This is a genomic window from Methylotuvimicrobium alcaliphilum 20Z (assembly GCF_000968535.2).
In the GTDB taxonomy this organism is placed as follows: domain Bacteria; phylum Pseudomonadota; class Gammaproteobacteria; order Methylococcales; family Methylomonadaceae; genus Methylotuvimicrobium; species Methylotuvimicrobium alcaliphilum.
Genome location: NC_016112.1, coordinates 3,304,189 through 3,321,757, shown reverse-complemented (window position 1 = coordinate 3,321,757; position 17,569 = coordinate 3,304,189). Strand labels below are relative to the sequence as shown.

At 51.8% G+C, this 17,569-nt stretch carries 7 protein-coding genes; 1 reads left to right on the top strand and 6 read right to left on the bottom strand.

What is annotated here, in order from left to right; all coding sequences use genetic code 11:
• Positions 1–53: 53 nt before the first annotated feature.
• Genes MEALZ_RS21055 through MEALZ_RS21050 form a run of 5 tightly spaced genes read right to left on the bottom strand, consistent with a single transcriptional unit; the run spans position 54 to position 15,654 of the window.
• Complete coding sequence (locus MEALZ_RS21055) at positions 54–3,605, bottom strand: PAS domain S-box protein (protein ID WP_014149318.1); 3,552 nt, start codon at positions 3,603–3,605, stop codon at positions 54–56.
• Positions 3,602–6,541, bottom strand: a complete 2,940-nt coding sequence (locus tag MEALZ_RS14060; protein ID WP_014149317.1) for a PAS domain S-box protein — start codon at positions 6,539–6,541, stop codon at positions 3,602–3,604. Before MEALZ_RS14060 ends, MEALZ_RS21055 begins: the two co-directional genes overlap by 4 nt.
• Entirely contained in the window at positions 6,538–7,605 is a 1,068-nt protein-coding gene (locus tag MEALZ_RS14055; protein ID WP_014149316.1) for an HD-GYP domain-containing protein, read from the bottom strand. The genes MEALZ_RS14060 and MEALZ_RS14055 overlap by 4 nt, the downstream gene beginning before the upstream one ends.
• Positions 7,595–11,401, bottom strand: coding sequence for a PAS domain S-box protein (locus MEALZ_RS20790; protein WP_014149315.1), 3,807 nt, complete (start codon positions 11,399–11,401; stop codon positions 7,595–7,597). Before MEALZ_RS20790 ends, MEALZ_RS14055 begins: the two co-directional genes overlap by 11 nt.
• A complete protein-coding gene (locus tag MEALZ_RS21050; RefSeq protein ID WP_014149314.1) occupies positions 11,398–15,654 on the bottom strand; it encodes a PAS domain S-box protein in 4,257 nt (1,418 codons plus the stop codon). Before MEALZ_RS21050 ends, MEALZ_RS20790 begins: the two co-directional genes overlap by 4 nt.
• 289 nt (positions 15,655–15,943) lie before the next feature.
• Here MEALZ_RS21050 and MEALZ_RS14035 point away from each other — a divergent pair, with 289 nt between their 5' ends.
• Positions 15,944–16,165: a hypothetical protein gene (locus tag MEALZ_RS14035; protein WP_046061179.1), complete on the top strand. Its 222-nt coding sequence runs from the start codon at positions 15,944–15,946 to the stop codon at positions 16,163–16,165.
• A 657-nt stretch (positions 16,166–16,822) separates the two neighbouring features.
• Here MEALZ_RS14035 and MEALZ_RS14025 read toward each other — a convergent pair.
• Positions 16,823–17,551 (bottom strand): oxygen-binding di-iron domain-containing protein, encoded by a 729-nt coding sequence (locus MEALZ_RS14025; RefSeq protein WP_014149312.1) that lies wholly within the window; start codon positions 17,549–17,551, stop codon positions 16,823–16,825.
• Positions 17,552–17,569 lie beyond the last annotated feature (18 nt).

The window sequence follows — 17,569 nt, the reverse complement described above, 5'->3', positions numbered from 1 at the left end:
GGATAGCGAAGGCGTTTTGGTTTGATACGTTTGTTCAATCGAAAACAGGAATTTTACACTTTCCATATCGGCATTTCGAAATAGAAACTTGCGCCTTCGCCTTCGATCGACTCGAAACCAATCCGGCCGCCCATACGTTCGATCAATTCTCTGGAGATGGCCAGGCCCAATCCGGTGCCGCCTTTTTTTCGCGTGTCCGAAGCGTCGGCTTGGGCGAATTTTTGAAAAACACGATCGCGGAAGCCGTCCGGAATACCGGGACCACGGTCGGCGACCGTTATCCGTATGGATTCGTTAATTTGTTTTACGTTGATGTAAACGTCGCCTCCATCGGGAGAAAATTTAACGGCGTTGGACAATAAGTTCGATAATACTTGTTGTAAACGTTGTGCATCCGCATAGATATCGACCTTTGGACTTTCGCCGGTCAGTATTAACGATACTCGACGTCCGATACCATAGGTTCGGTTAGCATCGACTGTCTGTTCGATCAACGGCATCAAATCGTGCTTTTGCATATTGAATTGGATCTTGCCGCCTGCGATTTTCTCCATGTCGAGTAAATCGTCGATCAGGTCGGCCAAGCGTCGACTATTATCATAGGCAATGCTTATTATCTCAAGCACGGGTTTGGGTAATTCGCCCAGTACGCCGCCATTAAGCAAGCCTAATGCGCCGGATATCGACGTGAGCGGCGTGCGCAGTTCATGACTGACGGTAGCAACGAATTCGTTTTTCATGCGGTCGACGCGCTTGCGCTCGGTGATGTCTCTGACCATGCCGACATACATGGGCTGACCCTGAAGGATAACTTCGGAGATGGCCAACTCCATTGGGAATAACTCACCGTTTTTACGAAGGCCTTCGATTTCTCGTCCGATACCGATGATTTTGGCGATGCCTGTCGATTGGTAATTGTGTAAATAACTGTCGTGGGCGTCGCGGTGCGGATTAGGCATCAATATGTTGATATTACGACCGACGATATCGGCGGCTTGATAGCCGAAAATTCGTTCCGCCGCCGGATTGAAGGAATCGATTTTGCCGGTTCGATCTATCGTGATAATACCGTCCACAATAGTATCGAGAATGGCTTTGGTATGTAGGCTTTGTTCTTTGAGCGCGGCTTCGGCATGTTTGCGTTCGGCGATGTTTTGAGCAATGCCGAGATATCCGGTAACGTCGCCCTTATCGCTACGCATTGTCGTGACCACAAGCGATACCGGAATGTGCCGGCCATCCTTGCGAATATAAGTCCACTCGCGAGTTTCCGCGCCCTCTTGTTCGGGTTTTTCGATAAAGACTCGAAAGCCTTCTACCGGGCGACCGAATTCCTGGCTCAATTCCAGGCCGCGTGCCGCGACTTCTTCGGCCTTATGGAACAGAGCGGGCGTTTTTTTGCCGATGACTTCCGCCGAGGAAAAACCCAGCATGCGTTCGGCTCCCGGATTAAAAGTCGTGATGATGCCTTCAACATCGGTAGCGATAATCGACATTTCCGAGGCCGCATTTAATACGCTAGTCAGCAAATGAGTCACGCGTTTGCGCTCGCTTTCGGCACGCATGCTTTCAGTGATATCTACGGCACGTCCGGCGTGGCGGATAATTTGGCCGTTACCGTCTTTAACGGGAAAAGATTGCGCGTGTACCCAGCGGATGTTGCCGTCCGGAGTCGCGATACGGTATTCCATATCGAACTGGCCGCTGTGCCGGTATTGGTTCATTTTTTGGAAAAAAACCGGCTTGTCGTCTTCAAAGATCGATTCGGCGAAAGAGCTCGGGTCGTCGTATAAGCTTTGGCAGCTTCTGCCCCATATCTTTTCGTAGACCGGGTTGATGTAAATTAAACGGTCGTTATCCGCATTGCGGAGCCAAAATACTTCTCTGATGTTTTCGGTTATATGGCGTTGTTTTTCTTCGCTTTCACGAAGCGCAGCTTCGGCTTGTTTACGGTCGGTGATGTCGAGAATAAAGCCGTCGAGAAAGTCGATATTGCCGGCAATGCCGGCTATTGCCGTTCCTTTCTCGTAAGCCCAGCGGATCGATCCGTCTTTATGAAGGATTCGGTATTCTAATTCCCACCCGGTTCCGGATGCGATCGCGTCATAAACCGATCGCTCCACTCGCTCTGTATCGTCGGGATGAATAATGCTGGCGTAACTGCGCATCGAGTTGTCGATAAAGTCGCTGGCCGGATAGCCGCTGATGTTGTCGACGATGGCGCTCATGTAGAGCATCGTCCAGTTCTCGTCCAGTTTGCAGCGGTAAACGATGCCGGGAATGTTGTTGACCAGCGACTGATATTGGTCGCGATTTTGTTTCAAATCGGCCGTTCTGGCTTGAACTTGTCGTTCTAATCCCGCTAGGATTTCGGATTGCTCGTTAAAACTGTCCGTCAAGCGTTGAGCCATCTCATTCAACGTCGTGCTCAGGTTGTCGTATTCCATGATGGGACTGGCAGGCAGATTCGGTTTGAGACCGTTGCCGATGGCATCGGCCAAACCGAAACTTGCTGCCTCGAGGTTGCGTAGCGAATGCGTTAGCCAGCGGCTTAGTAGGTAGGAAACGATAATGCCCGACAGTAATAGCAGCGCCAATGACAAGAACAACGGCAGGCGGCCTTTTTCGAAATCCAGAACCAAGGATTCGGCATCTTGTTCGATATACACTTGTGCGACATCCGCAACACCGGTGAGCGCTATGCTGGTCAAGTAACGCCCTCGCTTCCAACGTTCCATGGCGGCCAATTTGCCGTATGGCAGCCAGATGGCTAGACCTTTGTCGAGTGGTTTGATTTCGCCGGTTTGCTTGTCGATGGCTGCTAATTTACCCTGCTCGATTAATATTCGTCCATCGTGGTCGAGCAAGGCCAGGCTCGTTTGTGGCGACAGTTGCGCTCGTGCTAGATGATTTTGCCAGGTCTTAATCTCGGCGCCAGGCACGGAAGCGATATCGGCAGCGACTCGTTGCGCGATTTGTTCCAACCTTTCGAGCATGAACGCTTCATGGCGATCTCGTTGGGCGTTGCTTTCGACAATAATCGGTATGGCGCCGGCCAAGAGTATCGAGCATAACAAGACATGGAATAACAATTCGAACAACGACGGCCTAACGCGGTCGGATTGCATTGTAGACCGGAATACTGTCTGAACGACGAGGAGAATAATGCCGGCAACCAAGGCATTGAACAGTCCGTTCAACGGTTGTTTAAGCGCAATCAATAGCGTCGATTGCCATTCCATGCCGATGATGCCGTGATAGAACACCAAGATCAACGGCAGGCCAAGAAAAACCCAGAAGACGAGATCGGCCAGGATTAAATTACGCAGTCCGCGGCGATAAAGCAATGCCACGGTCAACGCTTCAGCGGTAAAAGTGATCAGAGCGTAGGGTTGGTTCCAGAGCACCAAGGTATAGAGACCGCCGACCGCGGCAATGACCGTGGTGGCGACAGGACCGAGTAGAGCCGCGGCAAGCATTGCCGCGATGGACCCGAAAATGAAATCGACGCCGTAGAAAAGCGGCATGTTCAGCCAGTTGCCGGTCCATGCCAGAAAGGCCAAAATCGCGGAAAGCGCAAGGGTTTTACGGTCGATCGAAATCATAAGGCTATTTTTGACGAGTCGCCGGCGACAATCGGTAAGGTAATAAAAAAAGTCGTGGCTTTATCCGGTTCGGATTCGTAGCCGATAATGCCGTTCATGCGTTCGACCAATTCTTTGGTAATTGCCAGTCCGAGCCCCGTGCCGCCTTTTTTTCTGGAATCCGAGGCATCGGCTTGAGCGAATTTTTGAAAAATGTGTTTGCGGAATGAGGCCGGTATGCCGAAACCCCGATCGCTGACTTCGATTCTAGCCAGATTGCCGGTACTCAGAACGGCGATATCCACCGTTTCGCCTTTTGGGGAAAATTTAGCCGCATTCGATAACAAATTGGCGAAGATTTGTTGAAGGCGCTGGGCATCGACATCGACATGCAAGGCATCATCGCGTTGCGTTATTCTGAGGGTAACGCCGAATTGGTCCGCATAGGCTTGATTATCATCGAGAGCTTGTTCGACCAGAGGCATCAGCGCTTGCGGGCGAAGATCGAAATTTAATTTGCCGGCGATCAATTTTTCCATGTCGAGCAAATCGTTGATCAGCATGGACAAGCGCCGACTGTTTTTGTAGGCGATCGCTACGATTTCATCAACGGTGCCGGGGAGTTCGCCCAAGGCGCCTCCGGCCAGCAATCCTAGCGAGCCGGCTATCGCGGTCAATGGCGTGCGCAGTTCGTGACTCACGGTCGAGATGAACTCGTTCTTCATGCGATCGTTGCGTTTGCGTTCGGAGATGTCTTCGATGATCGACCAAATCATTTTCTTGCCCGACAAGTCTTCGACGACCATGCCGTTTAGCAAAACCGGATATCGGTCGCCGTTTTTCTTGATGTATTCTTTTTCGTAGGGGCCGTAGCGACCGGTGTTCTTCATGCTTTCCGATTGCTGCCTTTCTTGCGCTTCGTATTCTTGAGGGGTTATTTCAAAATAACTGAGTGCCAAAAATTCTTCGCGGCTGTACCCGGTCGGCGCCAACAAGGCATCGTTGATCTCGACGAAGCGGCCGGTGGCGTAATCGTTGAGCGCGATACCGACCGGCGAGAGTTCGAACAGACCGCGTAGCCGGGTTTCGCTCTCGTTCAAAGCCTGAATGGCCGTCTTTTGCTCGGAAATATCGGCATGCGTGCCGTACATCATCAAAGGCTTGCCGTCTTTCGTCCTGCTAACGACGCGGCCTCGGTCATGGACCCATACCCAATGACCTTGTTTATGCCGCATTCGGCATTGCACATCGTAGAATTTGAGTTCGCCGGAAAAATGTCGTTGAAGTAAGTCCTCGGACTGCTGTAAATCGTTGGGATGGGCTAGTTTGAGCCAGGTTTCGATACTGATTGGCTCTAGCTCGATTAAGGTATAGCCGACGATTTCGGCCCAGCGTTCGTTGAAAACGGTTTGCCCGGTTTGAACGTTCCATTCCCAGGTGCCGATGTGGGTCCCTTCTATGATCGCCGTTAGCCGGCGCTGGCTAATCAAAATGCGTTCGGCATCGTTTTTTTCGCGGCTGATATCCGACTCGATCGCCATGAAACCTTGTAACGCGCCTTGCGTATCGTAGAGAGGGTTGCATTGAATACGAACCCAATAGGCTTGGCCGGATTTATGATAATTGATGACATCGACATTGAAGGGTTGTCGTTTAATCAGCGCCCGATGTATCTCGGCAACGGCTGCCGGGTCGGTAAGCTCTCCCTGGAGTAGGTCGCCGGGTCTGCGGCCGAGCATTTCCTCCAACCGATAGCCTGAAAGCCGGGTAAAGCCTTCGTTGATCCATTCCACGCGGCCTTCGGTGTCGGTGATGATGACGCCGTTGGTGGTTTGGCTTGCGACGCGCGATAGGCGCGTCAATTCGGCTTGATTTCGATCATGCAGCCGTTTGACGCGTGCGGCTTCGATTAATTGACCCAGCGTCGTCAGTAACAGATGCAGGAATTCCACCCATTCGGAGTCGTAACCGCCTGGACGGTTGGCAATGCCGATCATTGCTACGAGCTTTCGGTCGTAAAGAATCGGAATGCCCAGAAAGGCTTTCAACGGAGGATGGCCGGGAGGCAGTCCGCCGCGTCTCGGGTCATGCTCGGGATCGTTGGCGATCAGCGGTTTTTCAGAAGTGATGACGGTACCGAATAAATTTTTAAGGTTGGAAAACTCCATGCCTTGCTCCGCATTCGCGTCGTAAAATGCGCGCGTTTCGTCGTTCCAAGCGATGTTGGTAATCGCCCGAGTCTTTAGGTAGGGAATTCCGTTTTCGCGATGTAATATCTCGGCAATGAATCCGTATTCGCTATCGGTTATATTGAGTATGTCCGACAACAGGTCATCGAAAGCCCGGCTACGGTTCGATTCGAGAATGAATTGAGATTGGGCGCGAGAAATGATCTCGGCTATATGTTTTTGTCGATCGAGAGCCGCTTCCGCCGATTTTATGTCGCTAATGTTACGGCAAATCAGCAAAGATCGAGCGACGAGCCTCACAATATCTTGAGCGCAAGCGCTAAGATCGCTCAGCACTTTGCGTTGTTCCGGCGTTAGCCGTTTGGGCTCGCGGCTCATGATGCAAAAGGTTCCGATAGCCAGGTCGTCTTCGGTCAATAACGGCGCTCCAGCATAGAAGCGGATAGTGCTCGGGCCGGCGACGAGAGGGTGTGCATTAAAGCGATTGTCGATCCGGGCGTTCGGGACTTCGAAGATTTCGTTTTTGAGGAGGGTATGCGCGCAAAACGAGAGTTCGCGTGGCGTTTCGGTGATGTCGAGGCCCAAACAGGACTTGAACCATAGCCGATGTTCGTCGACCAGCGCGATCAGCGCAATAGGCGCGCCGAGGCACTGCCGGGCCAGGCGGGTCAGTCGGTCGAATCGCTCTTCCGGTTCGGTATCGAGAATGCCGAGCGTGTGTAATGCTTTTATCCGCTCGATCTCATTGTGGCTTTGTGTCTTTATCAATGCGCTGAAGATTCCGCGAAACGCTCGCGGATTTCGAGGATGGCCGGAAACTGTTGTTCGAAAATGTCGACCAGATCCGGGTCGAAATGTTTACCGCGATTTTCCTTGATTAAATCCCAGGCCGCCTCGACGGTCCAGGCTTTTTTGTAGGGGCGTACCGAAGTCAAGGCGTCGAATACGTCGGCCAATGCCGCGATGCGTCCAGCTATCGGAATGTTAATGCCGGACAGTCCGTTGGGGTAGCCGGTGCCGTCCCATTTTTCGTGATGCGTCAATGCGATTTCGCGTGCCATGCGTAGCAAATCCGAATCGTCGCCTTCCAATAATTTCGCGCCGATGACGGCATGCGTTTTCATGACTTCCCATTCCTGCGGTTCGAATTTGCCCGGTTTCAACAGGATGGAATCGGGAATACCGATTTTGCCGATATCGTGCATCGGGCTGGCGTTCAAAATCAAGTCGCATTGATCGTCGCTCCAGCCGAGTGCTCGGGCGAGAAGGGCGCAGATGTGGCTCATGCGTAAGATATGGCTGCCGGTTTCCTCGTCGCGGTATTCGGAGGCCATACCCAAGCGCTGAACGATCTGCAGGCGAGTTCGGTACAGTTCTTCGGTGCGCGCTCTCACCATGTTTTCCAGCACCGTTTTTTGATCATGCAAAAGCCGATGCGCCAATTGCGCCTGTAACAAGTTATGCACGCGCATCAATAATTCGTTACGGTCGAAAGGCTTGGTGATGAAATCGCGCGCGCCGGCCGTCAATGCGCGAAGCAAAAAATCCTTGCCGTGTTGAGCGGTCAAAATCACGATCGGCGGTAACAAAGGATCGTTTAATGCCATGAGTTGTTCCATCACCTGGAAGCCGTCCAGATAAGGCATATTGATGTCGAGCAGAATCAAATCGGTTCGCGCTTCGCGGAAGCGATCGACGACTTGGCGCGGGTCGTCGATCAAAATCCGGTTTCGGTAACCTTGTTGTCCGAGCATTCTGTCCAATAGCTTGAGATTAGCCGGTTCGTCGTCGACGATCAGAATGCGTTCATTGCTTAGAGAATCAGAGGGCATGAGGTTTTCCGTCGGCGTTGGGTTTAAAACGGTCTATGCATTTGAGAAATTCTAGCACATCCAAGGGTTTCGTCAGATAATCGGTAAAGCCTGCGGCCATGCCGCGTTCTATATCGCTACGCATGGCATTGGCGGTGACCGCGATCACTGGAATGTCTCGGGTGGCGGGGTTATTCTTTAAGTGGCGCAACGTTTCGAATCCGTCTATATCCGGCAAATTGATATCGAGCAGGATCAAATTCGGATGTTCGTGTGCGGCGATTGCCAGTCCGTCCATGGCATTGACGGCAGTAAACAATTCCATGTTTTGGCGAGCGGCGAGAATTTTTTGTACCAGTCTCAAATTGGCCGGATTGTCTTCGACATAGAGCAATTTGCACTGGCTAGGGATGTTATTCGAGGCGTTTATTGCCGGCAGTTTAGCGGGAACGGTCGGGACTTCGGTATCGAGCAAAACGGCCGACGGCAATTCGAACCAGAAAACACTGCCTTCGCCGGGGATGCTGTCTACCCCGATCTCGCCATGCATGGATTCGACCAGTTTTTTCGCCAGCGCCAGACCGATTCCGGTACCTTCGATTCCCTGATAGGCCGATTCGAGCCGCTCGAAAGGCTTGAACAAACGGGGTAGCGATTTCTCGGATATGCCGTAGCCAGTGTCTTTAATATGGATTCTAAGCCTATTAGGGCCGGCGGAGATGCAATCGACAGCTATCCGCCCGCCGTCGCGGTTGTATTTAACCGCATTAGACAGTAGATTCAGTAACACTTGCTTGAGTCGAGTCGAATCGGCCACAACCGAACAATTGTCGATTGATTCAAAGCGGATTGCGATGCCGCGTTGTTCGGCCAGCGGTTTGATCTGTTTGACGCAGGATTGGAGAAGCGGGCCTACCGCAATGACATCGAGGTCGAGCTCGATACGACCGCTTTCGATGCGGCTCAGGTCTAGGACTTCATTGATCAGCGTCAAAAGATGGCTGCCGGCCTGGAGTATTTCTTGAAGGTTGTCGGCCTGCATGTCGGTCAACGGTTGTTCGGCGTCGGCTTCCAATAATTGTGCGAAACCGAGAATGGCGTTGAGCGGCGTGCGCAATTCATGACTCATGCGCGAGAGAAATTCGGATTTGGCGGCATTGGCGCGCTCGGCTTCTTCGCGGGCGGCGATTAGCATGGCCTCGGAACGTTTACGTTCGGAAATGTCGCTGACAAAGGCGAAAAACAGGCGCTCGCCGCCTAGCTCGTTCAATGTGACATTAACTTCCACATCCAGCAAAGTCCCGTCTATGCGGCGGTGGCGGGTGTCGAATCGGTCCTTGCCTTGCTCTATCACTTTAGCGATATGAGCCTCGAGTTGTTTCGGCGTTTCCAATGCTTCGATGTCGGCTATGTGCAAACCGAGCAGTTCGTCTCGGGGGTATCCGAGCATGGCGCAATAAGCGTCGTTGCAATCGCGGATTCTGCCTTGCAGATCGGCGGTGAAAAAGCCGTCGATCGCGGCGTCGACGATCATTGCATTGCGGCGGCTTTGTCTTTCCAGTTCCGCGGTGCGTTCGAGCACGCGTTGTTCGAGCTCCAGGTTGAGCCGTTTCAGTTCTATTTCGGTGCGTTTCCGTTCGGTGAGATCGGTGATTACATTGGCGAAAGCGATGGGGTTACCATCGCTATCTTTGATTAAGAAAACGCTATGGATAGTCGATATCACGCGTCCGTCGACGGCGGTAATGTCGAATTCGCCTGTCCAGAACTCGTTTTGCAATACTTCCGGTAAAATCCGGGACTTCAATTCCATTATTTGATTTTCTTGATAGAAATCGAAAAATGTATAATCGCCGACCTCGGCGTTTTCCGGAACTGCCAACAGGCGCCTCAGGGCAGGATTGAAATAATTGACTTTACCGGTAAGATTCGCCCAGCCGATGCCTTGGACCGAGGCGTCCGCCAACATCTGCAACATCTCTGCGCGTTGTTGTATCTCCCGGCGTTCGGTTACGTCTTGGCCGGTACAGAGTAGCCCCGAAGTCGTTCCATTGGCATCGCGCATAATCTCGGAATGCCATTCGATGTCCCGTTCTTCGCCGTTTCGAATAACGATGGGGTTGATGTTGCCTTGTGCCGGTTCTTCGTGAACGGCACTGCGGAATATTTGACGAATTCGATCTCTGTCGCGTTTCGGTAAGAATGATGCGAACCATTCTTTACTAATGATTTCGTGCAACCGATAACCGGTTAACTCTTCGAAATATCGGTTGACATGCAGAATGAATCCTTGCGGGTCGAGGAGTAGTACGATGACCGGTGCGGTGTTGATCAAGCTGTTAGTGAAATCGCGTTCCTGCAATAGTTCTTTTTCCACCTGTTTGCGGCCGCTGATGTCGAGAAACGAGACCATCATGCATAAAGGCGCGCCATCTTGGTCGTTTACCATGCAGGCCGATAATTGTACTTCAACCGTCGAATCGTCGAAGCGCTTGGCGATTAAGTCGCCTTGCCATCGGCCCTTAACGGACAGATTATCGATGACCGCTTCCGCCTCGTCGGGGTATTTCCAGAATTCGAGTGCCGAGCGGCCGATGGCCGATCCAGTATCCGGTAAATGCCATAGTTCGGCGAAAGCCGGATTGACATAGGAAAGCTTGGCGTCCGGTCCGGCGATCGCGATCGGGGTTATGGATGCGTCGACTGCTGCATTCTTGATATGTAAGCCGGCCTCGGCTTGCCGTCGAGCGGTATTGTCGGTGATTCGGCCTTCGATAAAAAGTAGCTTACCGGTTCTGCCGAAGACACCCCTTCCGTATTCGCTGACCCAACGAATTTCTCCGTTTCGAGTCAAAATTCGATAATCGATTTCAAATTCGCGGCGCTCGCTAATAGCGGCCTGAACTTCGTTCCAAACGCGCTCGGTGTCGTCCGCGTGAATCAGTTCGTTATAATTCAGGCTTCTCGGCGGTAGAAAGGCCTCTGGAGAATATCCGGTAAGCTGTTCGACGCCGCCGGTCATGAAATCCAGAGTCCAAACCCGGTCGTTGCGGCAGCGGTAGACGAAGCCGTTGAGCGTATCGAGCACGCGCGATAGTGTATCGTTGGCCAATCGACCGGTCGTGTGTATCAACCACGCAAACGAAAGTGCGATCAAGATCGCGCATAGCGCTTTCGGCAATTGCACCGGCAGTCCTGTGATTTCGGCAAAGTGTTGCGCGGTCGGTAGCCAGGGCAGCAAAGACAAACCGGTTGATACGAATAAGGTCAAGAATCCGTAGACGGCGAATGCCGCGGCTCCGGCAAATAACCAACGAATGTTTATTTCGGCTTTGCCGCCGTACGCGGGGTCTTGACGGCTTGCCAATAGCACATAACTTGCCAAAAACGCTCCCGGAGCACCGGCAAAATAGCGAAGACTAAACTCTATTCCCGCGAAAGGGTCGTTTGAATTGACGGCGATAGCTATGCTGAGGGCCGTTAACATGCCGTACAGCGGTAATGCCGGTAGACGTATTGCAGCGGATATCGAATTCAAACTGCGCCGTCCGAATTCCAAGAGCGCGCAGAATGAGACGGTTAAGAGTAGAGCGCTTGCGATTGTTAGCCAGCTCGCATCGTTGTGTAAGCGCTCTCCTTCGATTAGCTCCAGAAAGCCGTGCAAAAAACCGAACCCCGCCAACCAATTTAAATGCCGGAAAACAAACAAGGCGTTGTTTGGTTTCGGTAATACGGAAACTACCGCGCCCAAGCAAAAAAAAGCTAAAGCGTAGATTTGAAAGATCATGCCGAGATAGGTTTCGCACCACGCGTTCATGATGAATCCGGATCTTTTTGAATGCGGTTAAGCAAATCTTCCAAAACGGCGTTGAATTGCGTGATGTCCAACGGCTTGGTTAAATAGTCCGCGAAGCCGGCCGCTTTGCCCTGTTCGATATCGCGCGGCATCGCATTGGCGGTGATTGCGATGACCGGTGCGGACTTAACGATAGGATCGTTTTGAAAAATGGATAATACCTGAAAACCGTTTAAATTCGGCATGTTGATGTCGAGTAGAATGAGGTCGGGGCGGTGCGCTCGGGCTAACTCGATGCCCAGTTCCGGTGTGTGGGCCGTGATGAGACGAATGTGCTGTTGTCTTTCGAGTATTTGAGAGACGAGCCGGATATTTGACGGATTGTCTTCGATATAGAGCACGAGCTGTTGCCTCGAGCGACTCTGCAATGCCGGTTTTTCGATGGCTGCAGATGTTTTAGGCGGTTCCGATAAGGTCGGGTTCGATGCCGCCGGAAGCGTAATCATGAAACGGCTGCCCACGCCGACTTCGCTTTCGACTTCGATCGCGCCGCCCATCATTTCAACGATGCGGCGAGAGATGGTCAGTCCGATGCCGGTGCCTTCGATAGCGCTGTTTTCAGCGTCGAGACGGTTGAACGGTTGAAAGAGTTCTGGCAAACGTTCTTTTGGAATGCCGCGTCCGGTATCGGTTATTTGTATTGACAAGTATTCGCTGTCTTTAGGCATGGCCTCTACGGCCACTAAGCCGCCTTCGCGATTATATTTGATCGCATTAGAGATCAAATTGAGTAGCGTTTGTTTGAGCCGTGTTTGGTCGGCTTGGACAGTAAAGTCTTCTTGCGCATTGTTGCGGAGGCTTATTCGGCGTTTATCCGCTTGTGTGGATACCAGGCTCAGGCATTCCTCGATAATCGGTGCGACCCTTACGGGCTCTATGGATAACGAAATCCGACCGGATTCGATCTTGGCTAAATCCAATATTTCGTTGATTAAATCGAGTAGATGCCGGCCGGCCTTGAGAATTTCCCCTACATCCTCTTTTTGTGTATCGCTCAAGGTTTCGTCGTATTGCAGCAGTTGACCGAAACCGAGAATCGCGTTCATCGGCGTGCGCAACTCGTGGCTCATGTTTGAGAGAAAGTCCGATTTAGTCTGGTTGGCGCGTTCTGCGATGACTCGGGCGGTAATTAATGCCTGTTCGGCTCGTTTGCGCTCGGTAATGTCTCGCGCGAGGCCGACGAAGAGGAGGTCATCGGATAGTTTGATTTGGCTGAAGGCAATTTCGAGTGGAAAAATGTTCCCATCCGCTTTGAGTCCGGCTACTTCAAGTTGCTGATTGATGATTTTTCCGGTTCCGGTCGCGCAATAACGCTGGAGATAGTTGTCGATTTCGGATCGATGAGGCTCCGGCATCAGTTCATTGACTTTGCGGCCGACGATATCCGATTCTCGATAACCGAAGATAGCGCATGCCGCCGGATTAAACGAGTGGATAATACCGTCGGCGCCGATTGTGATGACGCCGTCGACGACCGAATCGACAATATGCTGAAAGATGCGCAGATATTTTTCGCGCTCGGCCAGTGCCAGTTCCGCGCGTTTGCGGTCGTCGATATCTTGTACCACGCCAAGCATTTGCGTGGGTTTGCCCTCGTCGCGCACCACGGCTCCTCGCTCGAGCAGCCAGCGCTCGGTGCCGTCCGGCCAAATGACGCGGTGTTCGATGTTGTAAGGCTCATCGTATTCAAGGCAGGCGCTTACAGCCTTGACAACAGCTTGCCGGTCTTCGGGGTGTATCGCGTTAAGGAAGTTTTCATAGGACGTTTCTAAATTCCCGTCCGGGTAGCCGAACAGCGGAGCGATGCGTTCGGACCAAAAAAGATCGCCGGATTGGATATTCCATTCCCAGGTGCCGATGTTCGCGAAAATTTGTCCGCGGCGCAGTCTTTCTTTGTGATATTCCACCGAGCGTTCGGCGCGTTTGATTTCGGTGATGTCGTGAAAGCTCCATACCCGGCCGCCGATTTTTCCTTCCGAAACGAGCGGTTTTGAATGGCGTTCGACTATTCTGCCGTCCGCAAATTCAAGCAGGTCTTGCGAATCTTGGCCGGAGCGATAAATGTTTTGTACAACCTTGCGAAACTCGAGCGGGTCGGCCAGTTGATGCTCAGCAGTATCCAGTAGGTGTTGGTCCGGTTGGCCGGGTAAGGCGAGTTCTTCCGGTATGCGCCAAAGTTCGATAAATTGCCGGTTGGCGAAAAGAATCGAGCCGCTATCGTCGACGGCCAAAATTCCGTCCAGAGTGGATTCGAGCGTCGCGCGTAGATTTTGTTCGCCTTTTTTCAGCGCTTCGTTGCCGCGCACGCGTTCGCTAACATCCTTGATAATACCGATGAAATGCGTCAAATTGCCTTGTTCGTCATGGACCGGCGCAATCCGCAACTCGTTCCAAAACATCGATCCGTCTTTGCGGTAATTGCGTAACACGGTTTCGACTTTTTCGCCCTTTGATAAAGCCGAGCGCACATGATCCAGTCCGGGTTGATGGCGGTCATTGTTGTTGAGAAATCGACAGTTTTTGCCTAATATTTCTTCGCGCGGGTAGCCTGTAATACGCTCGAACGCCTTATTAGTGAAAATGAGAGGCATATCGTGTTGGTTGGCATCGGCGATTACGATACCGCTGGTGCTGGCTTCGACCGCACGCTCCAGTAATCTTAATTGTTGTACAGACTTTTTGACATGGCTGATGTCGGTGCGGATCGAGACGTATTGATAAGGTTTTCCGTTACTGCCGAGAAAGGGAGTAATCGTGGACTCGACCCAATATAGACTGCCGTCCTTGCGCCGATTGCAAATTTCGCCTTGCCAGACCCTGCCGCCGGCGATGGTTTCCCATAAGTCGTGGTAAAATTCGGGCGAGTGTTCGCCCGATTTGACAATGCGATGGTTTTGTCCAATCAACTCTTCGCGCCGGTAGCCGCTGATTTCGCAAAATTTGTCGTTGATGTAGGTGATATTGCCGGAGCGGTCGGCGATGCTGATGATTGCGTGATGATTGATCGCCAGATGTTCTCGCTCGCGTTCGTAGAGCGTGGTTTCGAGCCGTAGACGTAATGCGCTGTTTTGTCGAGCCCTGTGCGCTCTTGCCGAAACGGCGGCGACCAAATGCCGTGGCTGTAAGGGTTTCACTAGAAAATCGTCGCCGCCCAGACTGAGCGCTAACAGTTGTTGAGTCATATCGGTTTCGCCGGATAGAAACAGAATCGGCAAATGCAGATACTCGTCGCGTTCGCGTATGATAGCGGCCAATTCCGGACCGCTGGCTTCGGGCATATAAACATCGAGCACCGCGACATCGGGCGAAAAATTGTCCAGTATATTCAATATGTCGAGGGGTTGGGTCGAGGTTTTGACTTCCATTCCGGCCGCTTGCAATTCAGCCGCGTGCGCATTGACTATGAGCGGATCGTCATCGATCAATAACACCCGGTAAGGCTTGGTCGGGTGGCGCCCGGTCAGTGCATCCAAAATATCGACGATGCGTTCGGAATTGACCGGTTTTACAAGATAGCGGGAGGCGCCGGCGCGAAACGCGGCGAGTCGTCCAGCGATATCGTCTCGTACCGAGACGATGATGACCGGAGTTTCGGAGTCTTTGCCAAGATTTTTTATATGGCTAACGGCTTCCGCGCCTGCAAGATTCCCATCGGGGAATATCAGGTCCATGATCACGGCGGCCGGCGGTTCCGCGTTCGGCTCTGTGAATAGGGTTTGAAATTGCGTAGGTTCGGAGAATACGCGTGTGCGAAACCCGTTTTTCTGTAAAACGTTTTGCAAATGTAGCGCTTGATCGATATCGTCTTCGATTATGTCGATCAAAGGCGAATGGTTGGCGCGTTTCGGTGTCGGCGGCGAAGGAAGGTTGGGTGCGTCGGTTTGCAACCCTAGGCCGGCGAGACGGCTTAAGCTATCGAGCGCTAGGCCGACGGTTTGCCATTCCATATCGGTAGGGGTGTTGCCGGATCGAAGTAAATCCGACAAGCGTATTTCCATGTCGCGCGCGGTATCCGAGAGCGACTGCATGCCGAATGTACCGGCCGAGCCGGTTAGTCCATGAACCAGACGATGCAAGGTTGCTGCTTCTTCGGGGCGCCATGCTGAAGCATCTATCTTCTGAAATTGCGAACGAATAGCGCCGATTCTTTCCGGCAGTCGGTCGATGAATTCAGTTTGCAATTCTTGTAGGGCGTCGGAAAATTGGGATTGCATGGTTTGGTTTTAGAGATACTTTTGGAAATGTTATATACTTTTCGCACTTCAAATTTTGGCAGTGCTTGATGAGGAGCCGGGGTGTTGTAACTATTTAGCCCCTCGACAATTCTCGTTCCTTCGCAGAGCGCTCGCCGTTATAAAAAAGTATAAATGTACCTATTGTGCAAAAAGCAGCGATCGAGGGCTAAATTGGCGTGTCGCCCCTCCCGCATGGCCGCTCTTGCGTAGGGTGGGTAGAGGCGGAAGCCGAAACCCATTGTTTTTCTCCGTCTCCGGTGCTTCCTCCATGGGTATCTATACCTTTCGCACTTCAAATTTCGGCAGTGCCCGAGGAGGCGCCGGGGTGTCCGACAAAGGCTTTGCCAGCATGGAGCTGGCTAAAGCCTACATGGACGTATTTACCCAGCACCTAAATTCCATAGCCCATTGGCCATGGTTAATTGTCTTGGATAATTTAGGTGCTGGGTTCACGGCGTCCTTTGGCGGACACCCCGGTGCCGAATTTTGATCTACGATGGGTATACACAAGTACTTGCCCCTTTTTCCTTGCGGGAGAAGGTTGGGATGAGGGGAATATAAGTGGTTGTTTTTACTCTCACCGCAACCCTCTCCAACAGGCATAGGTATCTACACAAGTTTTCAGCTTCATAAAACAATTAGTTAAGTTAATTTTTCTGTGATCTAGGATAAAAAAGTAGATTAAAAACCTCAATTTTTAGTCCCTATCTTCATAATAAACCAGAAGAAACTTTATAACAGCATGATTTTAAATGATAAAGATGTGTAGATACTTATGTTCCAACAGGAGAAGGTGCTAGGCCAGATTGTAACTCATTGTATTTATGATATAAAAACTTGTGTAGATACTTATAGTGCTTCCGCCGGACGGGTTTGATAAATTCGGCCTCAATGGTTTTTCTGCTGTTTGCGGGGTTTCCATGATGGGTTTCCGCTTCGCTCCTACCCATCCTACTGCTCACTGCCATTAAGTTAAGGATTTTCCGTTCGCCCTGAGCCTGTCGAAGGGTGAATGGAAAAATCCTGGGTCGATAAGTTAAGCCGTCCATGGTTCGACAGGCTCACCACGAACGGCTTAACTTAATGGCAGTGCATCCTACTGCTGCCATGGAAAGGTACGCGATGCGCACCCTACTGGGTTTTTGGCTTAAACGGCTATACCGACTTCCAGGCCTTCGAACCAGTCTAAAAAGCGTTTAACGTTATCGCCTTTAAAAATGCGCCCGTGTTGCGGCGCCATCATGTCGATGTCGAGTTTGCGAACGCGTTCGATCCAATCCCTTTTGGCTTGGTTCGATGGCATCCAGCGTTGATGAAAGAAGCGCATGTGATCGATGTGGCTATCGAAATTGTCGACATAAATCGGCGCGCCGGACGCTTCGAGTGCCGCGCCGACATCGCCGGACATCAGGATTTTCGCTTCCGCGTCGTAAATATGAAAATTGGCCGATGAATGCAGGTAGTGTGCCGGGATTATTTTCAGCTCGGTAGAATCCAGCTTGATCTTGCCGCCGTTATCGGGAATGCCGACATAATCGATCGATTCGCAACCGAAGTGGCGGATGAAACCTTCCCAAAGCGATGAGGCATGTAGTTTGGCTTTCGGCAAGGCTTGGTCCCACAAACCCAGCGAGGAAATGATGTCGGGGTCTTGATGCGATGCGAATAGATCGGTGATTTCCTCGACCGGCGCATGATGCAAGACGGCTGCCAGCATCGGTGCGAACAGTTCGATACCGCCGGGGTCCATTAATAAACAACGATTCGCTGTTCGCACAATATATTGATTGGTATCGATAATGTTGGCAGGTTTATTGGTATCCCGGCCGAACATGATCCAACGGTGCGCTCCCTCGTATATTGGGGTCATCTTCATGGTTTTTTCGCCTTATTT